This is a genomic window from Amycolatopsis rhabdoformis, from assembly GCF_035918295.1.
Classification (GTDB): Bacteria; Actinomycetota; Actinomycetes; order Mycobacteriales; family Pseudonocardiaceae; genus Amycolatopsis; species Amycolatopsis rhabdoformis.
The window spans coordinates 7,333,026-7,352,903 of the sequence record NZ_CP142149.1; the positions used below are offsets into that span (position 1 = coordinate 7,333,026).

Annotated in this window: 21 protein-coding genes; 9 read left to right on the top strand and 12 right to left on the bottom strand. The window is 70.5% G+C overall.

Annotation, left to right across the window (positions count from 1 at the left end; translation table 11 throughout):
- Window positions 1-67 precede the first annotated feature (67 nt).
- Window positions 68-1,159, top strand: coding sequence for a Nickel transporter NicT (gene nicT, locus VSH64_RS33770; RefSeq protein WP_326566797.1), 1,092 nt, complete (start codon window positions 68-70; stop codon window positions 1,157-1,159).
- Here the strand turns inward: nicT and VSH64_RS33775 are convergent.
- The 5 genes from VSH64_RS33775 to VSH64_RS33795 all read right to left on the bottom strand — a co-directional run bounded on the left by VSH64_RS33775 (window position 1,156) and on the right by VSH64_RS33795 (window position 6,375).
- Entirely contained in the window at window positions 1,156-2,949 is a 1,794-nt protein-coding gene (locus VSH64_RS33775; protein WP_326566798.1) for a helix-turn-helix domain-containing protein, read from the bottom strand. The two genes, nicT and VSH64_RS33775, sit on opposite strands and share 4 nt — an antisense overlap.
- Window positions 2,946-4,262 (bottom strand): MFS transporter, encoded by a 1,317-nt coding sequence (locus VSH64_RS33780; RefSeq protein WP_326566799.1) that lies wholly within the window; start codon window positions 4,260-4,262, stop codon window positions 2,946-2,948. Before VSH64_RS33780 ends, VSH64_RS33775 begins: the two co-directional genes overlap by 4 nt.
- Before the next feature lie 33 nt (window positions 4,263-4,295).
- Window positions 4,296-5,060, bottom strand: a complete 765-nt coding sequence (locus tag VSH64_RS33785) for a 3-hydroxybutyrate dehydrogenase (RefSeq protein ID WP_326566800.1) — start codon at window positions 5,058-5,060, stop codon at window positions 4,296-4,298.
- A gap of 89 nt (window positions 5,061-5,149) precedes the next feature.
- Window positions 5,150-5,872: a Fic family protein gene (locus VSH64_RS33790; protein WP_326566801.1), complete on the bottom strand. Its 723-nt coding sequence runs from the start codon at window positions 5,870-5,872 to the stop codon at window positions 5,150-5,152.
- Window positions 5,869-6,375: a phosphoribosyltransferase gene (locus VSH64_RS33795; protein ID WP_326566802.1), complete on the bottom strand. Its 507-nt coding sequence runs from the start codon at window positions 6,373-6,375 to the stop codon at window positions 5,869-5,871. The genes VSH64_RS33790 and VSH64_RS33795 overlap by 4 nt, the downstream gene beginning before the upstream one ends.
- A 114-nt stretch (window positions 6,376-6,489) precedes the next feature.
- Between VSH64_RS33795 and VSH64_RS33800 the strand changes: the two genes are divergently transcribed.
- The 3 genes from VSH64_RS33800 to VSH64_RS33810 all read left to right on the top strand — a co-directional run bounded on the left by VSH64_RS33800 (window position 6,490) and on the right by VSH64_RS33810 (window position 9,796).
- Window positions 6,490-7,071, top strand: coding sequence for a GNAT family N-acetyltransferase (locus tag VSH64_RS33800; RefSeq protein WP_326566803.1), 582 nt, complete (start codon window positions 6,490-6,492; stop codon window positions 7,069-7,071).
- A 94-nt stretch (window positions 7,072-7,165) separates the two neighbouring features.
- A complete protein-coding gene (gene acs / locus VSH64_RS33805) occupies window positions 7,166-9,145 on the top strand; it encodes an acetate--CoA ligase (RefSeq protein WP_326566804.1) in 1,980 nt (659 codons plus the stop codon).
- Window positions 9,146-9,286: 141 nt separating this feature from the next.
- Window positions 9,287-9,796, top strand: coding sequence for a DUF6319 family protein (locus tag VSH64_RS33810; protein ID WP_326566805.1), 510 nt, complete (start codon window positions 9,287-9,289; stop codon window positions 9,794-9,796).
- A 49-nt stretch (window positions 9,797-9,845) separates the two neighbouring features.
- Here VSH64_RS33810 and VSH64_RS33815 read toward each other — a convergent pair whose 3' ends face one another.
- Complete coding sequence (locus VSH64_RS33815; RefSeq protein WP_326566806.1) at window positions 9,846-10,181, bottom strand: cupin domain-containing protein; 336 nt, start codon at window positions 10,179-10,181, stop codon at window positions 9,846-9,848.
- 77 nt (window positions 10,182-10,258) lie between these two features.
- Here VSH64_RS33815 and VSH64_RS33820 point away from each other — a divergent pair, with 77 nt between their 5' ends.
- Window positions 10,259-10,957: a DUF2848 domain-containing protein gene (locus tag VSH64_RS33820; RefSeq protein WP_326566807.1), complete on the top strand. Its 699-nt coding sequence runs from the start codon at window positions 10,259-10,261 to the stop codon at window positions 10,955-10,957.
- Window positions 10,958-11,084: 127 nt separating this feature from the next.
- Entirely contained in the window at window positions 11,085-11,813 is a 729-nt protein-coding gene (locus VSH64_RS33825) for a VIT1/CCC1 transporter family protein (protein WP_326566809.1), read from the top strand.
- On the opposite strand, the gene VSH64_RS33830 is transcribed toward VSH64_RS33825, so the two are convergent.
- Window positions 11,810-13,270: a peptide MFS transporter gene (locus VSH64_RS33830; protein ID WP_326566810.1), complete on the bottom strand. Its 1,461-nt coding sequence runs from the start codon at window positions 13,268-13,270 to the stop codon at window positions 11,810-11,812. The genes VSH64_RS33825 and VSH64_RS33830 overlap by 4 nt on opposite strands.
- A 205-nt stretch (window positions 13,271-13,475) precedes the next feature.
- On the opposite strand from VSH64_RS33830, the gene nhaA reads away from it, so the two are divergent.
- The 3 genes from nhaA to VSH64_RS33845 are packed head-to-tail and all read left to right on the top strand — an operon-like array spanning window position 13,476 to window position 16,189.
- Window positions 13,476-14,663: a Na+/H+ antiporter NhaA gene (gene nhaA / locus VSH64_RS33835; RefSeq protein WP_326566811.1), complete on the top strand. Its 1,188-nt coding sequence runs from the start codon at window positions 13,476-13,478 to the stop codon at window positions 14,661-14,663.
- Window positions 14,664-14,723: 60 nt separating this feature from the next.
- Window positions 14,724-15,221 (top strand): phage holin family protein, encoded by a 498-nt coding sequence (locus VSH64_RS33840; protein WP_326566812.1) that lies wholly within the window; start codon window positions 14,724-14,726, stop codon window positions 15,219-15,221.
- Between the two features lie 47 nt (window positions 15,222-15,268).
- Window positions 15,269-16,189, top strand: coding sequence for an alpha/beta fold hydrolase (locus tag VSH64_RS33845; RefSeq protein ID WP_326566813.1), 921 nt, complete (start codon window positions 15,269-15,271; stop codon window positions 16,187-16,189).
- 6 nt (window positions 16,190-16,195) lie between these two features.
- Here the strand turns inward: VSH64_RS33845 and VSH64_RS33850 are convergent, their stop codons facing one another.
- From VSH64_RS33850 to nth, 5 genes are all read right to left on the bottom strand, one after another.
- Window positions 16,196-16,342 (bottom strand): hypothetical protein, encoded by a 147-nt coding sequence (locus VSH64_RS33850; protein WP_326566814.1) that lies wholly within the window; start codon window positions 16,340-16,342, stop codon window positions 16,196-16,198.
- A 271-nt stretch (window positions 16,343-16,613) separates the two neighbouring features.
- Window positions 16,614-17,798, bottom strand: coding sequence for a MarP family serine protease (locus VSH64_RS33855; RefSeq protein WP_326566815.1), 1,185 nt, complete (start codon window positions 17,796-17,798; stop codon window positions 16,614-16,616).
- 4 nt (window positions 17,799-17,802) lie between these two features.
- Window positions 17,803-18,507, bottom strand: coding sequence for an NUDIX hydrolase (locus tag VSH64_RS33860; RefSeq protein WP_326566816.1), 705 nt, complete (start codon window positions 18,505-18,507; stop codon window positions 17,803-17,805).
- The gene (locus VSH64_RS33865; RefSeq protein WP_326566817.1) at window positions 18,504-19,106 is read right to left on the bottom strand and encodes a TlpA family protein disulfide reductase; all 603 of its coding nucleotides are present in this window, start codon (window positions 19,104-19,106) and stop codon (window positions 18,504-18,506) included. The genes VSH64_RS33860 and VSH64_RS33865 overlap by 4 nt, the downstream gene beginning before the upstream one ends.
- Window positions 19,103-19,786 (bottom strand): endonuclease III, encoded by a 684-nt coding sequence (gene nth, locus VSH64_RS33870; protein WP_326566818.1) that lies wholly within the window; start codon window positions 19,784-19,786, stop codon window positions 19,103-19,105. The genes VSH64_RS33865 and nth overlap by 4 nt, the downstream gene beginning before the upstream one ends.
- Between the last annotated feature and the right edge of the window lie 92 nt (window positions 19,787-19,878).

The window sequence follows — 19,878 nt, forward strand, 5'->3', positions numbered from 1 at the left end:
TCATTGCGGTTCATCTGTTCACCTGCCTAACCTCTCAGGTGTTGTCCGCGAGGGGAAGGCAAGGGCCATGGTCGACGCACAGACCCGGCAACCGCTCACGAAGAAGGAGTGGGTCTCGCTGTCCGGGATGGCGACGGTGATCCTGCTGCTCAACCTCGTGGGCTGGGGTGTGCTGGTGCTGTTCATCGCGCCGCACCACTACGACCTCGGCGCCTCGGGCGTGTTCGGCATCGGGCTCGGGGTCACGGCGTTCACGCTCGGCATGCGCCACGCGTTCGACGCCGACCACATCGCCGCGATCGACAACACCACCCGCAAGCTCATGGCCGAGGGCCAACGACCCCTGTCCGTCGGGTTCTGGTTCTCACTCGGCCACTCGACGATCGTGTTCGGGTTGTGCCTGCTGCTCTCGCTCGGCGTGCGCGCGGTCGCCGGTCAGCTCGAGGACGACTCGTCGACGCTGCACCAGACCACCGGCCTCATCGGGACGTCCGTCTCGGGCGTTTTCCTCTACCTCATCGCGATCATCAACCTCGTGGCGCTCGTCGGGATCGTCCGGGTCTTCGCGCGGCTGCGCCGCGGTGAGCTGGACGAATCGGAGCTCGAACGCCACCTCGACAACCGCGGCCTGATGAACCGCCTGCTGCGCGGCGCCACGAAGGCCGTGCGCAAGCCGTGGCACATCTACCCGGTGGGTGTCCTCTTCGGACTCGGCTTCGACACCGCCACGGAGATCGGACTGCTGGTGCTCGCGGCCGGCGCCGCCGCGTTCGCGCTGCCCTGGTACGCGATCCTCGTGCTGCCGGTGCTCTTCGCGGCCGGCATGAGCCTCTTCGACGCCGCCGACGGCGTGTTCATGAACTTCGCCTACGGCTGGGCGTTTTCGCGGCCGATCCGCAAGATCTACTACAACATCACCGTCACGGCGCTGTCCGTGGCCGTGGCGCTGGTCATCGGCACGATCGAACTCGTGTCCATCCTCGCCGAGCAGCTCGACATCACCCACGGCCCGCTCGCGGTGATCGCCGACGTGGACCTCGACTACGTCGGGTTCGCGATCGTCGGCCTGTTCATCCTCACCTGGCTGGTCGCGCTCGCCGTGTGGCGGTTCGGGCGCATCGAGGAGAAATGGTCGGCGCGGCTCAACCCGGTGGACTAACCAGCGGGCCGGTTGAGCCGGTGCACCCGCAGCGCGAGCTGGATCTCCAACGCGCGTTCGGGCTCCCGCCAGTCGTCGCCCAGCAGCGCCGAGACCCGGTCCAGCCGCTGCACCACGGTGTTCACGTGCACGTGAAGCTCGTCCTTGGCGCGCGCGAGGTTCCCGCCGGCCGCGAAGTACGACCGCAGCGTGCCCACGAGGTCCGTACCGCGGCGCGCGTCGTAGTCGTGCACCGGGCCGAGCGTGGCCGCGACGTAGGACGGCAGGTCGGCGTGCCGGCCCAGCAGCACGCCGAGGAACCCGAGCTCGGCCATCGCCGCGCCGTCGCCTTCCCGACCCAAAGCGAGCAGCGTGCTCACGCACCGACCGGCTTCGGTATACGCGTCGGCGAGCGCGGCGGGACCGTTGGCGGGCCCGGCCGCGCCGACCGTCACCGGACAGTCCACAACGGACTGCAGCTCGCGAGCCACCTTCGCCACCGCCACCTCGGGCGGCGCCAGCGCCACCACCTGCTCCGCGTGCACACCCACCAGATCGCCGTACCGCGCGCACGCCGACGCCAGGCCCCGGCGTGAAATCCCGGGCGCGTGCGCGACCAGCACCACGTGCGGAGCCGACAAGTCGACACCCAACCGGCGTGCGCGAGCCGTGAGCGACGCCGGATTGCGCGTCGGCGAGGTGAGCAAATCGGTCAGCAGCTCACCACGCACCTCGTCCTCCGCCTGCGCCACGGACCGCCGCAGCATCAGCAGCAACGCCGTGACCACGGCCGCGCGCTCGAACAGCCGCCGGTCCGCACCCGCCAGCTCCGGCCGGCCCGCCAGCGTGAGGCTGCCCAGCAGTTCCTGGCCCGCCCGCACCGCGCACACCCAGGTGTCCTCAGTGGACTCCGCCCGCCCGCTGCCTCGCGAAGCAGCCACCGCCGGCGCGTCGAACGGCAGCTCGGCACCGGCCAGCAACCCGCCCGAAGCGTCGTGCACGGCGATTCGCCCGTGCAGCACCCCGGCCACCTCCGCCGCGACTTCCGGCAGCTCGCCACCGCGCAGCACGAGGTCCATCAGGCGGTCGTGGGCCTCGTCGGCGCGGCGCATGGTCGCGTTCACGGCGTTGAGCTCGGCGGCCGAGCGGCGCGTCTCGTCGAGCAGGTGGGCGCTGTCCAGGGCGATCGCCGCGTGGTTGGCCAGCGACGAGAGCAGCGCGACCTCTGCCGTGGAGAACGCGCGCGGCGCGCGATCCGACGCGTAGAGCACACCGAGCACCTTGCCGCCGATGGCCAGCGGCACGCCGAGGATCGCCGTGAGGCCTTCCTCGAGCACGCCGGTGTCGATCGGCGAGGTGTGCCGGAAGCGCGCGTCGGCGAAGTAGTCGGCCGTCGCGTACGGCCGCGCGGTCTGGGCCACGAGCCCGCCGAGCCCTTCGCCCATGCCGAGCACGATCTGCTGGAACAACGCGGAAACCGAACCGTCGGTCACGCGGATGTAGGTCTTGCCGGCGGCTTCGTCGTTGAGGCTCAGGTACGACACGTCCACGCCGAGCAGCGTCCGCGCCCGCCGCACGATCGAGCGCAGCACCGCGTCCGGATCCCGCAGTCGCGCGAGGTCGCTCGCGGTGTCGAACAGCGCCGTGAGCTCGGCTTCACGCCGCTGGTGCTCGGTGAGCGTCTCGCGCACGCGCAGCGCGAGCTCGGTCGCGTCGGCACCCGACTCGCGCGCGGCGAGCGCCAGCTGCTCGCTGCTCGCCCCGGCGGCGAGCAGCTCGAGCAACCGGCGGTAGGGCTCCACACAGGTCATGCTGTCACTGAGCGCCGTTCAGCGGGAGTCTCGTGCAGCGACTCGCCGCGCGTCTCGCGTGCACCGAGCAAGGCCAGCACCGAAAGCACGCACATCGCGGCCACGTAGACCGACACCGGCACCGTCGAGTGGTACGCCTGGAACAGCGCCACCGCGATGAGCGGCGCGATCGCCCCGGCCGCGATCGAGGACAGCTGCCCGCCCACCGAAAGGCCGGTGTAGCGCACGCGGGTCGGGAACTGCTCGGCGAAGAAGGCGGCCTGCGGTCCGTACATCGCGCCGTGAACCACGAGCCCGATGGTCGCCGCGCCGATCACGGCCCCGGTCGTGCGCAGGTCGAGCAGCCAGAAGAAGCCGAACGACCACGCGGCCATCCCGACCACGCCGAACAAGTACACCGGCTTGCGCCCGATCTTGTCGGAAAGCAGGCCCCACAAGGGAATCGTGACGAAGTGCACGGCCGAGGCGACCAGCACCGCGGTGAGCCCGGTGGCCTTGGGCAGGCCGAGACCGGTGGTCACGTAGACGAGGATGAACGCCGTGATCACGTAGTACGACACGTTCTCCGCCAGCCGGGCGCCGAACGTCACGACCAGCCCGCGCAGGTGGCCGCGGAACACGTCCACGATCGGCGTGGCCTCCTCCTCGCCCGCGGCCGCCTTGGCCGCCAGGAACACCGGCGACTCGGCCACGGCGAGGCGCACCCACAGCCCGACCGCCACGAGCACACCCGAGAGCAGGAACGGGATGCGCCAGCCCCAGGCGTTGAACGTCGCGTCGGACTGCACCGAGGCGAGGATCGCCAGCACCGCCGTGGCCAGCAGGTTCCCAGCCGGCACGCCGGTCTGCGGCCAAGACGCCCAGAAGCCGCGCCGCCGGTCGTCGCCGTGTTCGGACACGAGCAGCACCGCGCCGCCCCACTCACCGCCGAGCGCGAAGCCCTGCACGAGCCGCAGCAGCGTGAGCAGGATCGGCGCGAGCACGCCGACCGAGCCGTAGGTGGGCAGCACGCCCATGAGGAACGTCGAGCCGCCCATCATCACCAGGCTGAACACGAGCAGGCGCTTGCGCCCGATGCGGTCGCCGAAGTGGCCGAACACGAGGCCGCCGACGGGCCGCGCGAGGAAGCCGACCGCGTAGGTCAGCAGCGCGAGCAGCGTGCCCGTGAGCGGGTCGGCCGTCGGGAAGAAGAGCTTATTGAAGACCAGGGCGGCGGCCGAGGTGTAGAGGAAGAAGTCGTACCACTCCACGGTGGTGCCGATCAGGCTGGCGCCGACCACGCGCAGCAGGCCGGCCCGGTTGGGTGTTGTCACTGCACACTCCACTTCGTTGTGGGGACGGGGTTTTCAGGCGGCCGACCAGCCGCCGTCGAGGGGCAGCGAAGCGCCGGTGACGTGGCCGGCGTGCTCGCCGCACAGCCACACCACGAGATCGGCGACGTCCGCCGGTTCGATGAGCCGCTTGATCGCCGCGCGCCGCAGCAGCACCTGCTCCACGACCTCGTCGGCGGCCAGACCGTGTTCCTCGGCCTGCGCGTCGATCTGGCCGGTGACGAGTGGCGTGCGCACGTAGCCGGGGTTCACGCAGTTCGACGTCACGCCGTGCTCGGCGCCTTCGAGAGCGGCCACTTTGGACAGTCCTTCGAGCGCGTGTTTCGCGGTGACGTAAGCGGCTTTGTACGCGCTGGCGCGCAGCCCGTGCACGCTGGACACGTTCACGATCCGGCCCCAGCCGCGCGCGTACATCGCGGGCAGCGACCGGCGGATGAGCAGGAACGGCGCCGTGACCATCAACGCCTGGATGCGCGCGAACTGCTCGGGCGGAAACTCGTGCAGCGCCGCCACGTGCTGCACGCCGGCGTTGTTCACCAGCACGTCGAGCTGGTCCGGCAACGCGTCGATCACGGCGGGATCAGTGAGGTCACCGGCGTGCGCCCAGCCCCCGATCGCGGCGGCGGCCGCTTCGGCGCCGCGCGCGTCGACGTCGACGACGTGCACCTTCGCCCCGGCCGCGGCCAACGCGTGGACGCAGGCGAGCCCGATTCCGCTCGCGCCGCCGGTCACGAGCGCGACGCGGCCCTCGAGCGTGCTGTGACGTACCCCACTGGTCATGGGTCACGAGGTTAGGTCGCGCCCACCTCGCCGACCATGTGCCGAAGCGCCACAGCTCGGCAAGATCCAGTGTGGTCGGGCCACATCCGCTAGCCGGCGGCCGAGGAGATGCTGCGCGCCTCCCGCGCCCCGGCTTCGAACGCTTCACAGCAGAACAGCAGCCACTCGCGCACGCCGTCGGGTGTCCCGCCGGCGAAACCTTCAGCCAGCTCGACGTACTTCGGCACGCGCCGGAAGAACGCCACCTCCGGCACGGTGAGCGCCTTCGGGTCGAGGCCCGTCGCGATCATCGACAGGCGCGCGGCCGCCCGGGCGACCACGCCGTCGGCCGAACCGAAGGGCCGCAGGGCCAGCAGCTCGCCGTGGACCACCGCCGTGAGCACCGGACCAGGCACCGAGGTCGCGCCGGTCACGAGCTGGGCCAGGAGTTCTAGGCGGTCGCCTCCGGTACGCGGCCGGCCGAGCGCGTCCGGGTCGTCGACGACGTCGGCCGCGGCCAGCACGTGCAGCCGGGCCAGCGCCTGCAACGGCGCGCGCCGCCAGGTGGGCAGGATCGGTTCGAGCGATTCGGCCACGCGCAGGGCGCCGGCCAGCAGCGGGTCGGCGACCGCGCCGTCGGCGGGCAGCTCGGGGTTCGCGCCGTCGATGCCGGCCGACGCGCGGGCCGCGCGCACCGAAGCCTCGGCGGCCGTTTCGGCGCCGCCACGCAGGTTGGCGGGCAGGCGGTGCACGGCGAACACCGCGTCCTGCGCCGCCTTGGCCGCGGCGGCCACGCCGTCGAGGTCCAGCAGCGGCTTGAGCGGGTCGCTCATGCGTCGAGCACCTGCCCGGCGCGCTTCACGACCGGCGGCAGCACCGACCAGGGGAAGTTGATCCAGCGGTCGGTGCGGTGCCACACGTATTCGCTGGTGACCGTGGAATGCGGCTTCTCGTAGATCACGGCGCAGCGCACGTCGGCCACGTGGTCGGCGCAGAAGTCGCGCACGAGCTTGAGCGTGGCGCCGGTGTCGGCCACGTCGTCGGCGACCAGCACCTTCTTGTTGCTCAGGTCCACCACGTTGGGCACCGGCGGCAGCATCACCGGCAGGTCGAGGCGCTGGTCGACGCCGGTGTAGAACTCCACGTTCATCACGTGGAGGTTCTTCACGTCCAGCGCGTAGCCGAGCGCGCCGGCGACGAAGAGCCCGCCGCGGGCGATGGAGAGGATCAGGTCGGGCTCGAAGCCGTCGGCGGCGATCTGCTCGGCGAGCTCCCTGCTGGCGGTGCCGAACAGCTCCCAGGTGAGCTCTTCCCGTGCCGCGCCGTCTTCAGCCATGCCGTTGCCTCTCCTCGATCGTTCCCGCGAGCATAAGCAACCGCCAAGTGGCCTGATGAGATGATCGAGAAATGGCTATGCCGAAGGACCACTTGACGTCGTAGCTTGGGTTCCGTGAGCGACTGGAACGACCACCCGACCCTGACCGGCACCCACGTGCGCCTCGAGCCGCTGGGCCCGGACCACGCGAAGGGCCTCTTCGACGCCGGGCAGGATCCCGCGATCTGGGCGTGGCTGAGCGTGCGGCAGTTCGAGGTTCCGGCCGACGCCGAGCGGTTCGTGGAGGCGGCCACGGCCGACCCCGACCGCCGCGCGTTCGCCCAGATCGACGTCGCGACCGGGCAGGTCGCCGGCACCACTTCGTACTACCAGGTCGTGGCCAAGCACCGGATCCTGTCGATCGGGCACACCTGGATCGGTGCGCCCTGGCAGCGCACGGCGCTCAACACCGAGGCCAAGTTCCTGTTGCTGCGCAATGCTTTCGAGGAGCTCGGCGCGCAGCGCACGGCGTGGGAGACCGACATCCGGAACCTGCGTTCGCAGCGCGCGATCGAGCGGCTCGGCGCCCAGCGCGAAGGCGTGCTGCGGGCGCACCGGATCCGTCCGGACGGCACTTCGCGCGACACGGTGGTGTACTCGATGACAGACGCGGAATGGCCCGGCGCACGTGCCCGGTTGCTCGCCCGTCTTGCCTGAAGGCGCGCCGGGGCGGCTGCGTCCTTGTCGTGAGCGGACTAACGTCGCTAGCGTGCCGTGAGCCGCGGGTTCGCACTACAGGAGGCATCGCACCATGACCGAGCAGTCCCCAGCGCTGGTTAACCTGCTCACCGAGAGCCGCACCTTCCCACCGAGCGACGAATTCGCCGGTCAGGCCAACGCCAAGGCCGACCTGTACGCGAAGGCGGACGCGGATCGGGAGCAGTTCTGGGCCGAGCAGGCCGAGCGCCTGAGCTGGGACACCCAGTGGACCCAGGTACTGGACTGGACCAATGCACCGTTCGCGAAGTGGTTCGTGGGCGGCAAGCTCAACGTCGCCTACAACTGTGTCGACCGGCACGTGGAGTCCGGCCACGGCGAGCAGGTGGCCATCCACTGGGTCGGTGAACCCGGCGACACCCGTGACATCACCTACGCGCAGCTGAAGGACGAGGTCTCCAAGGCCGCCAACGCGCTGACCTCGCTCGGCGTCACCGCCGGCGACGTCGTGGCGATCCAGCTGCAGATGGTGCCCGAGGCGATCTTCGCGATGCTCGCCTGCGCCCGCATCGGCGCGCTGCACAGCGTGGTCTTCGGCGGCTTCTCCCCGACCGCGCTGCGCGCCCGCGTGGACGACGCGTCGGCGAAGATCGTGATCACCTCCGACGGCCAGTACCGCCGCGGCAAGGCCGCCCCGATGAAGGCCAATGTGGACGAGGCGCTCGAGGGCGCCGAGACCGTGGAGAAGGTCATCGTGGTGCGCCGCACCGGCAGCGACCTCGCGGGCGAGGTGCCGTGGACCGACGGGCGCGACCTGTGGTGGCACGACCTCGTCGACGGTCAGTCGGCCGAGCACACGCCCGAGGCGTTCGACAGCGAGCACCCGCTGTTCATCCTCTACACCTCCGGCACCACCGGGCGCCCGAAGGGCATCCTGCACACCTCCGGCGGCTACCTCACGCAGGCCGCGTACACGCACCACAACGTGTTCGACCACAAGCCGGGCGAGGACGTGTACTGGTGCACGGCCGACATCGGCTGGATCACCGGCCACAGCTACATCGTCTACGGGCCGCTGGCGAACCGCGTGACGCAGGTCGTGTACGAAGGCACGCCGAACACCCCGCACGAGGGCCGGCACTGGGAGATCATCCAGAAGTACAAGGTCTCCATCTACTACACCGCGCCGACGCTGATCCGCACGTTCATGAAGTGGGGCGCGGACATCCCGGCCAAGTACGACCTCACGTCGCTGCGCGTGCTCGGCAGCGTCGGCGAGCCGATCAACCCGGAAGCGTGGATCTGGTACCGCGAGACCATCGGTGCGAGCAAGGCGCCGATCGTCGACACGTGGTGGCAGACCGAGACCGGCTCGATCATGATCTCGCCGCTGCCGGGGGTCACGTCGACCAAGCCGGGTTCGGCGCAGCGCGCGCTGCCGGGTATTTCGGCGAAGGTCGTGGACGACCAGGGCAACGAGGTCCCGCACGGCGGCGGTGGTTACCTCGTGCTCGACCAGCCGTGGCCGGGCATGCTGCGCGGCGTGTGGGGCGACGAAGAACGCTTCCGCGAAACGTACTGGTCGCGCTTCGCCGACCAGGGCTTCTACTTCGCCGGCGACGGTGCGAAGTACGACGACGACGGTGACATCTGGCTGCTCGGCCGCGTCGACGACGTGATGAACGTGTCCGGCCACCGCATCTCGACCACCGAGGTCGAGTCGGCGCTGGTCTCGCACCCGACGGTGGCCGAGGCGGCCGTGGTCGGCGCGACGGACCCGACCACCGGGCAGGGCATCGTGGCGTTCGTGATCCTGCGCGGCAACGCGGTCGACGGCGGCGAAGAGGCCGTGCAGGAGCTGCGCAACCACGTGGCGAAGGAGATCGGCCCGATCGCGAAGCCGCGCCAGATCATGGTCGTGCCGGAGCTGCCGAAGACGCGCTCGGGCAAGATCATGCGCCGCCTGCTGCGCGACGTCGCGGAGAACCGCGCGATCGGCGACGTGACCACGCTGGCCGACTCGTCGGTGATGGACCTGATCTCCACTGGTCTGCAGTCCGGCAAGGAAGAGTAGAGTCCGTCGCTGTGCAGGAAGGGGCTCTCCCGGCTGGGGAGGGCCCCTTCGCATGTTCTTACCCCGAATGGCGGACATCGAACGCATGTTCTAAGATGTGCCGCTGTACCCACCCCAGATCCGGGCAAGGAGACGACACGAATGACCGTGGAAGCCTTGACGCACGACGAGGACACTGCGGCCGAAGCGGCGACGACCGAGGCGACCTCAGCCCCGGCTCCTGCCGCCGACGCCTCGGAGGTCACCGAGCCCACCGAGCCCACTGACTCAGCTGCGTCGTCTTCCGATTCGGCCGAGGCGGCTTCCGAGAAGCCCGCCGAAGAGGCGCCGAAGCCGAAGCGTGGCCGGCCGAAGGCCGCTGCCGCGTCCACCGCGAAGAAGACCCGCACGGTCGAGCTCACGCTCACCGTCACCGGTACGGCCGACGGCGAGTGGCAGGCCGAGCTCAAGAACGGCAGCAAGTGGGTCGCGAAGGGCCTGGAGATCCCGGCCGCCGCCGTCTCGCGCGCGGCGAAGGAACTGCACGAAGACCTGTCGGGTCCGATCGACGAGGTCATCAACCAGGCCCGTGACGCGCAGGCCGCGAAGGTCGCGCAGCTCGAGGCCGAGCTGGAAGCCGCCAAGGCGGCACTGGCCGAGCTCGACGTCTGAGTTTCTCGAGCTGTTCCGGGCCCGGCACCCTCGTGGTGCCGGGCCCTTTTCACGCCAGCGGCGACCGTGCCGGCAGCGGGGCTTTGAACTCGAGCCAGCGACTGTCCACAATGGCCGTCACCTGGTGGTCGACGCCGCGCGGGTGGACCACGGTGTCGCCGGGGCCGAGCTCGCCCCGCACTCCGCCGACCACGCCGGTCAGGCGGCCTTCGAGCACGTAGATCACGCTGTCGTGGTCGTGCTGGTGCACCGGCGAGCCGACGCCGGCCGGGTAGCGGATCTCGTACACCAGCCCGTGCGCGGCGCGTTCCCGCTCGCGCACGAACGCGGTGCCGTTGAGCAGCCGCTGTCCTTCCACTGTGGACACTTCTTGCCACTCGCTCATTCCGCCGCCTTCCGCGCCGGCGCCACACCGACGTGCCTGACCACAGTCGTCTTCAGGTAGTTCTGCGGATATACTCCATGTATACAAGACGCCAAGCAAGACTCCGGAGGTACGACGTGCGCTTCACCCTGCTCGACGGCTCGGAAATCACCACGTCCGTGCACACCCTGCTCAACGCCGGTTACGCCGGGCGCAGCCAGGACGACGTGGCCGCGCACGTGAAGGAGCTGGCCGAGCTCGGTGTGCCCGCGCCGTCCGTCACGCCGGCGCTGTACCCGGTGGCGCCGTACCTCGCGCAGCAGGCCGACGCGGTGCCGGCGCAGCACGGCCGCACCTCGGGTGAGGCGGAGTGGGCGCTCGTGATCACCGACGACGGCGTGCTGCTCACCGCGGCCTGCGACCACACCGACCGCGAACTGGAGGTGCACGGCGTGGCCTGGAGCAAGAACGCGGCGCCCGACGTGCTCGCGCGCAAGGCGTGGCGGCTCGACGACCTCGCGGACCTCGATTCCGTGCGCCTGCAGTCCTGGGTCGACGGCGCGCTGCTGCAGGACGGGACGCTCGCCGAGCTGCTGACCCCGCAGTACTGGCTGCCGGTGCTCGAAGCGCGCGGCCTGGCGAAGCCCGGCACCGTGCTGCTGTCGGGCACGCTGCCGATGGACCCGGCCGTGGACCAGTTCGGCACGAGCTGGCGCGTCGCGCTGACCGACCCGGCCACCGGGGATGTGATCGACCTCGCCTACACCGTGGAAACCCTGCCCGAGCCGATCGGCTGACGCACCGCCGGCCGGGCAAGAACAGAAGAAGGCAAGGCACAATTAAATAAGGAAACCCTCGCTTAACGTCGCCGAAGATACCCCACAATCTGTCGCGGCGCGGGCAATTCCGTGTTTCACTATTCCGGTGACCGAAACCGTGGACGACACCGAATCCCACGAGACCCATGAGCCGCACGAAGACCTGGGCGGCAAGCTGAACTGGCTGCGCGCCGGGGTTCTCGGGGCCAACGACGGGATCGTGTCGGTCGCGGGGATCGTGGTGGGCGTCGCGGGCGCCACCACGAACAACACCGCGATCCTCACCGCCGGAATTGCCGGACTGGTGGCCGGTGCGTTTTCGATGGCCGGCGGTGAATACGTGAGCGTGAGCACGCAGCGCGACACCGAACGCGCGCTGCTGCAGCTCGAGAAGCAAGAGCTGAAAACGATGCCCGAGGCCGAGGAGCGCGAACTCGCCGAGATCTACGAGGACAAGGGCCTCTCGCCCGAGCTCGCCGCCGAGGTCGCGCGCGAGCTGACCCGCAAGGACGCGCTCCACGCCCACGCCGAGGCCGAGCTGGGCATCGACCCGGACAACCTCACCAACCCGTGGCAAGCGGCGTGGGCTTCGCTGATCGCGTTCTCCGTCGGCGCACTGCTGCCGCTGCTCTCGATCGCGTGGACGGCCGTCTCGGTGCGGGTGTGGGCGTGCGCGCTGGCCGTGGTCGTGGGCCTCACACTCACCGGCCTCCTCAGCGCGCGCCTCGGCAACGCGCAGGTGGGGCGCGCGATCGCGCGAAACGTCGGCGTCGGCGCCCTCACCATGCTCGTCACCTACTTCGTGGGAGTGCTGTTCGGCACCACCATCGGTTAGTGCACGCCCTTCATCAGCCGCCGGATGAACGGGATAAGGGCCAGCAGCGCCAGGCCGATCACGATGGCCACGCCGCCGATGATGCTGAAGTACGGCCCCTCGTCGTGCACGTCGTAGCTCTCGGCGAGCTTGCCCGACAGCGCGGTGCCGAGTGACACCGACAGGAAGTTCAGCGCCACCATCTGCGTGCGGAACGCCTTGGGCGCGAGCTTCGTCGACAGCGACAGCCCCACCGGCGACAGCATCAGCTCGGCGATCGTGAACACCAGCAGGATGCCGGCCAGCGCGATGAGCGGGCTGCCGTTCACGCCCGTGCCGGTCATCGGCAGGAACAGCAGGAACGCCAGACCCATGAGCACCGTGCCCAGCACGAACTTCATCGGCGTCGACGGCTGCTTCGGCCCGAGCTTCGTCCAGATCGCGGCCACGATCGGCGCGAAGATGATGATGAACACCGGGTTGATCGAGTTGACCCACGACACCGGCATGTCCCAGCCGAACAGGTTCCGGTCGAGCCGCTGGTCGCTGTAGACCGAGACCACCGTGGACTGCTGCTGGTACAGCGAGAAGAACGCGGCGCTCGCGATGTACATCGGGATGAACGAGAACACGCGGCTGCGCTCGTCGGCCGTGATCTTCTTGCTGGTCAGGATCACCACGAAGTACACGACCGAGATCGCGACGACCACGTACACGACCACGTCGGCCAGGTTCGAGGGACCGACGACCCCGGACAGGATCAACGCCACCACCGCGGCCAGGATCACCACGGCCACGCCGATCGCCATGAAGCGCTGCGACGGCTGAAGCGGGTTCGGGATCTCCGAAGCCTTCTCGCCGAGGTTCTTGCGCCCGAGCGTGTACTGGATCAGGCCGAGCGCCATGCCGATGGCGGCGAGCCCGAAGCCGAGGTGGAAGCCGACCTCCGACTGCGCGAGCCCGGTGAGCAGCGGGCCGATGAACCCGCCCAGGTTGATGCCCATGTAGAAGATCGTGAAGCCGGCGTCGCGCCGCTCGTCGCCCTCGGCGTAGAGGGTGCCGACCACCGCGGTGGCGTTGGCTTTCAGCCCGCCGGAGCCGATCGCGACGCACGCGAGGCCCACGCCGATGCCGGTGAGGCCCGGCAGCAGGGCCAGCGCGATGTGGCCGATCATCACCAGGATCGCGCTGTAGAACAGCGTGCGCTCGGAGCCGAGCAAACGGTCGGCCACCCACGCGCCGATCACGGTGGCGAGGTAGACCGTGCCGCCGTACGCGCCGACCACGCCGAGCGCGTCGCCCTGGTCGATGCCGAGGCCACCCTGGTCGGCCTTGTAGTACAGGTAGATGGCGAGGATGCCGAGCATCCCGTAGTAGGAGAACCGCTCCCACATCTCGACGCCGAAGAGGTTCGCCAGCCCTCGTGGGTGCCCGAAGAACCTCGTGTCGTGCTGGGCCGCCTCGGTAGAGGTACTCACAACTGTCTCGTTCCTGTCCTGGACAACGTTGTCGTTTCTGTTTCGCATGCTAGAAGGCAACTGGGTGAACAGGACACCGGGCGGGGTGTGGGAAGGGTCATCGAGGGCTCTTACGGGCACTTCTCGTTCGTTAAGCTGACATCAAGGTGCGCCGGGAAGCCTGGTCGGCAAGAGTTCTGTTCACTGCCGTACCGGAGGTCTGCCCGTGCCCGCTCCCCGTCAAGCCGCCGCCGAGTTCGCCCGTTACCTGCGCACGGAGACGACCGGCGGGATCATCCTGCTCGTCGCCACGGCCGTCGCGCTGATCTGGGCGAACTCGCCGGCCGGGGACGTCTACCGGGCCGTGCGCGATTTCCACCTGGGGCCGGAGTTCCTGCACCTGAACCTTTCGGTGGGTGACTGGGCGAAGGACGGCCTGCTCGCGTTGTTCTTCTTCGTCGCCGGGCTCGAGCTGAAGCGCGAGCTGGTGGTGGGTGAGCTTTCGCGCCTGAAGCAGGCGGTGCTGCCGGTGATCGCGGCCGTCGGCGGGATGGTGGTGCCGGCGCTGCTCGCGCTGGCCGTCGGCTGGGGCACGCCGGGTTTCGACCGCGCATGGGCGATCCCGGTGGCCACGGACATCGCGTTCGCGCTCGGCGTGCTCGCGCTCACCGCGTCGAACCTGCCGAGCAGCGCTCGCGTGTTCCTGCTTTCGCTGGCGGTGGTCGACGATCTCGGCGCGATCCTGGTCATCGCCATCGTGTTCACCACGGGGTTCAACCTGGTGGCCGCCGCCGTCGCCGTGGTCGCGCTGGCGCTGTACTGGTTCCTGCAGCGCAAACGCGTGCGCACGGCCTGGCTGTATGTGCCGCTCGCGGTGGTCACGTGGGTCGCGGTGCACTCGGCGGGCATCCACGCGACCATCGCCGGCGTCGCGCTCGGGCTGCTCACGCGCGTGAAGCCCGACGAAGGCGAGGCCGAGGCACCGGCGCTGCGGCTGGAGCACCGGCTGCAGCCGTGGTCGGCGGCCGTCGCGGTGCCGGTGTTCGCGTTGTTCGCCGCGGGGATCTCGGTCAACGGGCACGCGTTGGGACAGGTCTTCACCACCGCGTTGCCGCTGGCCGTCCTGTTGGGACTGGTGGTGGGCAAGTTCGTCGGCATCCTGGGCGCGAGCTTCCTGGCGGTGAAGCTGGGGGTGGCGGAAAAACCCACCGGCACGGGCTGGCGTGACCTGGCGGCGCTGGCGACGCTCGGCGGTGTCGGCTTCACGGTGAGCCTGCTGATCGCCGACCTCGCGCTCAGCGAACCGGAGACCGAACTGGCCAAGGCGGCGGTGCTGATCGCGTCGGCCATCGCTTCGCTGGCGGCGGCCGCGCTGCTGCTGCGACGCAGCCGGGCGCACGCTCGCGAAGGCTGATCCCCGACACTCCCGCCGGTCCGCCGCGCCTGGGGAACGGGTACGTGGCACGATGACCCGGTGACCAGCCCCAAACACGAACGCACCGGCCCCGACGGCGTGGGGGCCGTGCCCTACCTGCCCCTGTCGAGCGACGAGGAGGCCGCGGCGGCGGAACAGTCCATCGGCAAACTCATCGGCGACGCCACCCAGCACCTGTCGACGCTGGTCAGGGCCGAGGTCGAGCTGGCGAAGTCGGAGCTGGTCGGCGAGATGAAGAAGGGGCTCAAGGGAGCCGTCTACTTCCTCATCGCGCTCGCCGTGGGTCTCTACAGCTCGTACTTCCTGTTCCTCTTCATCGCCGAGATCCTGTCGGACTGGTGGGGCGTGCGCTGGCCGGCGTTCCTCACCGTGTTCGGCCTGATGCTGATCACCACGGCCGTGACCGCGCTGCTCGGCTGGCGCAAGGTGAAGAAGCTGAAGGCGCCGGAGCGCACGATCGACAGCGTCAAGGAGACGGCCGCGGCCCTGAAGCCGCGTCGTGACACCGAAGACAACCTGCCCGCGACCCGTCCCTGACGCGGCACCGCACCGAGGCGGACGCCCAGGCTGAAGCGGAGCCCGCAGTGCAGCTCACGCCCGACCCGTCGATCGTTCGCATCGACGGTCCGTGGACGCACCGCGACGTCTCGGCCAACGGCATCCGCCTGCACGTCGCCGAACTCGGCGACGGCCCGTTGGTACTGCTCCTGCACGGGTTCGGCGAGTTCTGGTGGACGTGGCACCACCAGCTGCGCGGCCTCGCCGACGCCGGTTTCCGTGCCGTCGCCGTGGACCTGCGCGGCTACGGCGACTCCGACAAACCCCCGCGCGGCTACGACGCGTGGACGCTCGCGGGCGACGTCGGCGGCCTGATCAAGGCCCTCGGCGCCCGCCGCGCGCACCTCGTGGGCCACGCCTGGGGCGGCCTGCTCGCCTGGACGGTCGCCGCCCTGCACCCGCGCCTCGTCTCGTCGGTCACGGCCGTGGGCGCCGCGCACCCGCTCGCCCTGAAGTCCGCCGTGCTGCGTTCGCCCCGCCGCCAGGCCCGCGCGGCCGGGCACTTGTTTCGCTTCCAGGTGCCGATGGCCCCGGAGAAATGGCTGGTCCGCGACGGTGCCGCCAACGTGGAGTCCTTGTTCCACAGCTGGTCCGGCCCGGCCTGGCGGTCCTCTTCGGACTTCACCGACGCGGCCTCCCACTTCCGCCAGGCCATGCTCATCCCGGGCGTCGCGCACTCCGCGCTGGAGTACTACCGCTGGGCCTTCCGCGCCCAGTTCCGCGGCGAGGGCCGCCGCTTCACCGACGCGGTGGACAAACGCGTCGCCGCCCCGGTGCTGCAACTGCACGGCATGGTGGACACCTGCATCGTCCCGGAAACCGCGCGCGCGTCCGTGCACTGGGCCGGGCCACACGGCGAGCCCCGCCTCTGGGCCGGCGTGGGGCACTTCCCGCACCTGGAGGAACCGGAGCGGGTGACGAAGTCCGTTGTGGACTTCATTTCCTGAGCCCCGTCAGGCGGGAAACAGGTCCACCACGCGGCGTTGGACTTCGCGGAGCTCGCCGAGGTCGTAGGGCACCCTGAGTTCGGCGACACCGCGAGCGGGCCAGGCGAACACCACGGTGACCTCCGGTCCGGTCGGCAGCGGCCACACGTCCATGACCTGCGAGCTGCGCCAGACCCCGCCTCGCGCTCGCGCCGCCACCGCTGATCGGCGTGACCACCGGAAACCGCGCGGCCGGCCCACGGCCGGGCAACCGCGGGTAACCCGGCGCCCGCACCGTGGCCGCAACCCGGCCATCGGCGAACAACACGCCGAGCCGCGCCGCACCCACCCCGGTTCGCGGCGCGAGCGCGACCGCTCGAGCACCGGCGGCGGGGTCGCCGGTGCTGGAGTCACTTCGTCGAAGAAACCCATGCCCCGCCTGACTTCAGCTCGCGCAGGCGCCCGTGCTCACGTTCGTGGTCTGTGACGGCGCCGCCGCCACTTCGGCGCGGACCTGTTCCGCCGTCAGCGTGAAGCCGGTGTCCGGATCTTCCACCGCGGCGCCGAAAACCACGCCGATCACGTCGCCGTCCGGGGTGATCATCGGGCCGCCCGAGTTGCCGCTGCGGATGCCGGCGCGGATGGTGAACACGTCGCGCTGCACGGTGTTCGCGTCGTAGATGTCGGGGCCGCGCAGGTTGATGCGGCCGCGGACGCGGGCGGCGGTGGAGGTGTACGGGCCGTCGAGCGGGTAGCCGAGCACGATGGCGTTGTCGCCGGCGCGCGCGGTTTCCTGCGCGAACGGCAGGGACGGCGCGGCGAGCCCCGGCACGGCCAGCACGGCGATGTCGACCTCCGGGTTGAAGTACACGACCCGCGCGCGGTAGTCGCCGCGGGTGGATTCGATGCCGACCTCGCTGGTGCCCGCGACCACGTGCGCGTTGGTCATCACGCGCTGCGGCGCGATCACGAAACCACTGCCCTCCAGCGACTTCGAGCACGACGGCGCGTTGCCGCGGATCTTCACCACGCTCGGGTGCACCCGGCGCGCGACGGCCGTGATGTTCATCGAGGTGTCCGGCGGCGCGGCGTCGGCGGCCGGCGCCTTCTCGAACGGCGAGAGCGCCGAGGGGAAGCCCGACGCGTCGAGCAGCTTGCGCAGGTCGCTCGGCAGGCCCTGGGCCTCCGACGGCATCAGGTCGTTGACCTCGCCCAGCACCACCGACGAGTTGATCGACTTCGCGAGCCCCGGGATGGCCGACACGGTGGTGAGCGGGTTCGCGACGAGCCACGCCACCACGAAAACCGCTGCGGCCTGGACGATCGCGCCCAGCGTCTTGTCCACTCCGGACAGCTTGTCGGGGTTGATCTTCTGCCGCAGCCGGCGCCCGGCCCACACGCCGAGCGTCTCGCCGAGCACCACGAGGAACACCACCACGGCGAGCGCGAAGGCCACCTTCGCCACGGGGTTGTCGAACAGCTCGATCACGAACGGCGCCAGCTTCACGCCGAGCACCGCCCCGACGGCGACCCCGACCAGCGCGGGCAACGCGACGATCACGCCCTGGTACGCCCCCGAAACCGCCGCCAGCACAGCCAGCACCAGCACGAGGACATCGACCCAGTTCACGCCGTCACTCCCCGCTCGCCTCTCCCCGCGCCGCGTTCCGGGCCCGGTGTTCGGCCAACGCTACGTCAAGGTCGCGCACGTCGCCGGTGTCCCACTCGCGCTCCCAGCCGCCGAGCGAAAGCAGCGTGGACAGCAGGCCGGCGGTGAAGCCCCACACGAACAGGCCTTCGACGTCGAACGCCGGGCCCTTCCACGGCCGCCCGCGCATCTGCACACGGAACCGGTTGGCCGGGTCGGCGAGATCGGCGAGCGACACGCGCGCGACGGCCGCGGTCTCACCCGGGTCCACGGCGTGCACGGGCGAGGGCGTGTGCCAGTAGGCGAGCACCGGCGTCACGGCGAAGCGCGACACCGGCACGGGCAGCTCCGGCAGGATCGCGACCGGCAGGATCCCGGACGGGTCCACACCGGTCTCCTCCTCCGCTTCGCGCAGCGCCGTACCCACGGGGCCGCCGTCGCCGTCCTCCGCTCCGCCGCCGGGGAACGCGACCTGGCCCGCGTGGGAGCCGAGCGTGTCGGCGCGGCGCTGCAGCAGCACGTCGGGACCGTTCGCGCGCTCGCCGAAGAGGATCAGGACCGCGGCCGAGCGGGTGAGCGTCTCGTCGACGACGAAGCGGGTGAACGTGCTGCTGTCGACGTCACCGGACACCTTCACCAGCGGCCGCAGCCACTCCGGCACGGCTTCGGGCTCGACGAGGGGACCGGTCATGAGAAGTCCTTCACTGCTGCGCGCACCTGGTCGGTGCTGACGAACGCGCGGGGGCTGGAGATGAACCGGACCTGCCCGTCGGGGGTCACGAGGTAGGACGCGGGCAGGTTCGAGGGCACCTTGAGCGCGGTGCGGATCGGACCGATCTGGTCGCCGCCGTCGTAGACCGAGGGCAGGTGCACCCCGATGTCCTTCAGCAGGCCGAGGCCGTCCGCGGCGGAGCTGGCCACCTGCACGCCGAGCACGCGCACGGCGCCGGGCTCCTTCGCGTAGTCCTGCAGCACGGGCAGCTCGACGCGGCACGGCGTGCACCAGGAGGCCCACACGTTCACCAGTGTCGGGCCGCCGGCGAGGACCTTGCCGACGTCGACGCGCGAGCCGTCGCCGAGACAGTCGGCCTGGATGCCGGCCAGCTGCCCGACGGCCGGCCCGGGTGAGGGCGGCGGGCACGCCTGCAGCGCGGCCTGCGAGCGGGCGGCGGTGAGGTCACCCGTCGCGGCCGGCGCGTCCTTCGAGGCGCCGCGCGTGGTGAGCACGGCGACCAGCACCGCGACCACCAGGACCGCGACGCCGAGTGCCCATTTGGTGACCGTGGTCACCCGCGCGCCGCCAGCTCGAGGATGTGCTCACGCTCCTCGCCCTTCACCAGCTTGGCGGCGACCTCGAACTCCGTGGGTCCCAGTCCGTAGGACGGGCAGTCCTTCTTGAGCGGGCACGCACCGCAGGCCGGCTTGCGCGCGTGGCACACGCGGCGGCCGTGGAAGATCACACGGTGGGACAGCATCGTCCACTCCTTGCGCGGGATCAGCTCCCCCACGGCGTGCTCGACCTTGACGGGGTCTTCCTCGGTCGTCCAGCCCCAGCGGCGCACGAGGCGGCCGAAGTGGGTGTCGACCGTGATCCCGGGCACGTCGAACGCGTTGCCGAGCACCACGTTGGCCGTTTTGCGCCCGACGCCGGGCAGTGTGACGAGATCGTCGAGCTTCTTCGGCACCTCGCCGTCGAAGCGTTCGACGAGCGCCGCACCGAGGCCCATCACCGAGTTGGCCTTGGCTCTGAAAAACCCGGTGGGCCTGAGGAATTCCTCGAGTTCGGTGCGATCGGCACCCGCGTAGGCGGCCGCCGAGGGGTAGCGCTTGAACAGCGCGGGGGTGACCAGATTCACCCGGACGTCGGTGGTCTGTGCGGAAAGCACCACCGCGACCAGCAGTTCCAGCGGATTCGTGAAGTCCAGCTCGGCTTTCGCGTCGGGATACACCTCGTCGAGGCAACGCTTCATACGCCGGGCGCGTCTCACCAAGGCGAGCCGGCTTTCACCGGCGCCCTCGCGGGGGGCGTTCGTGACGGCAGGTGGCACCCCGATAGCCTACG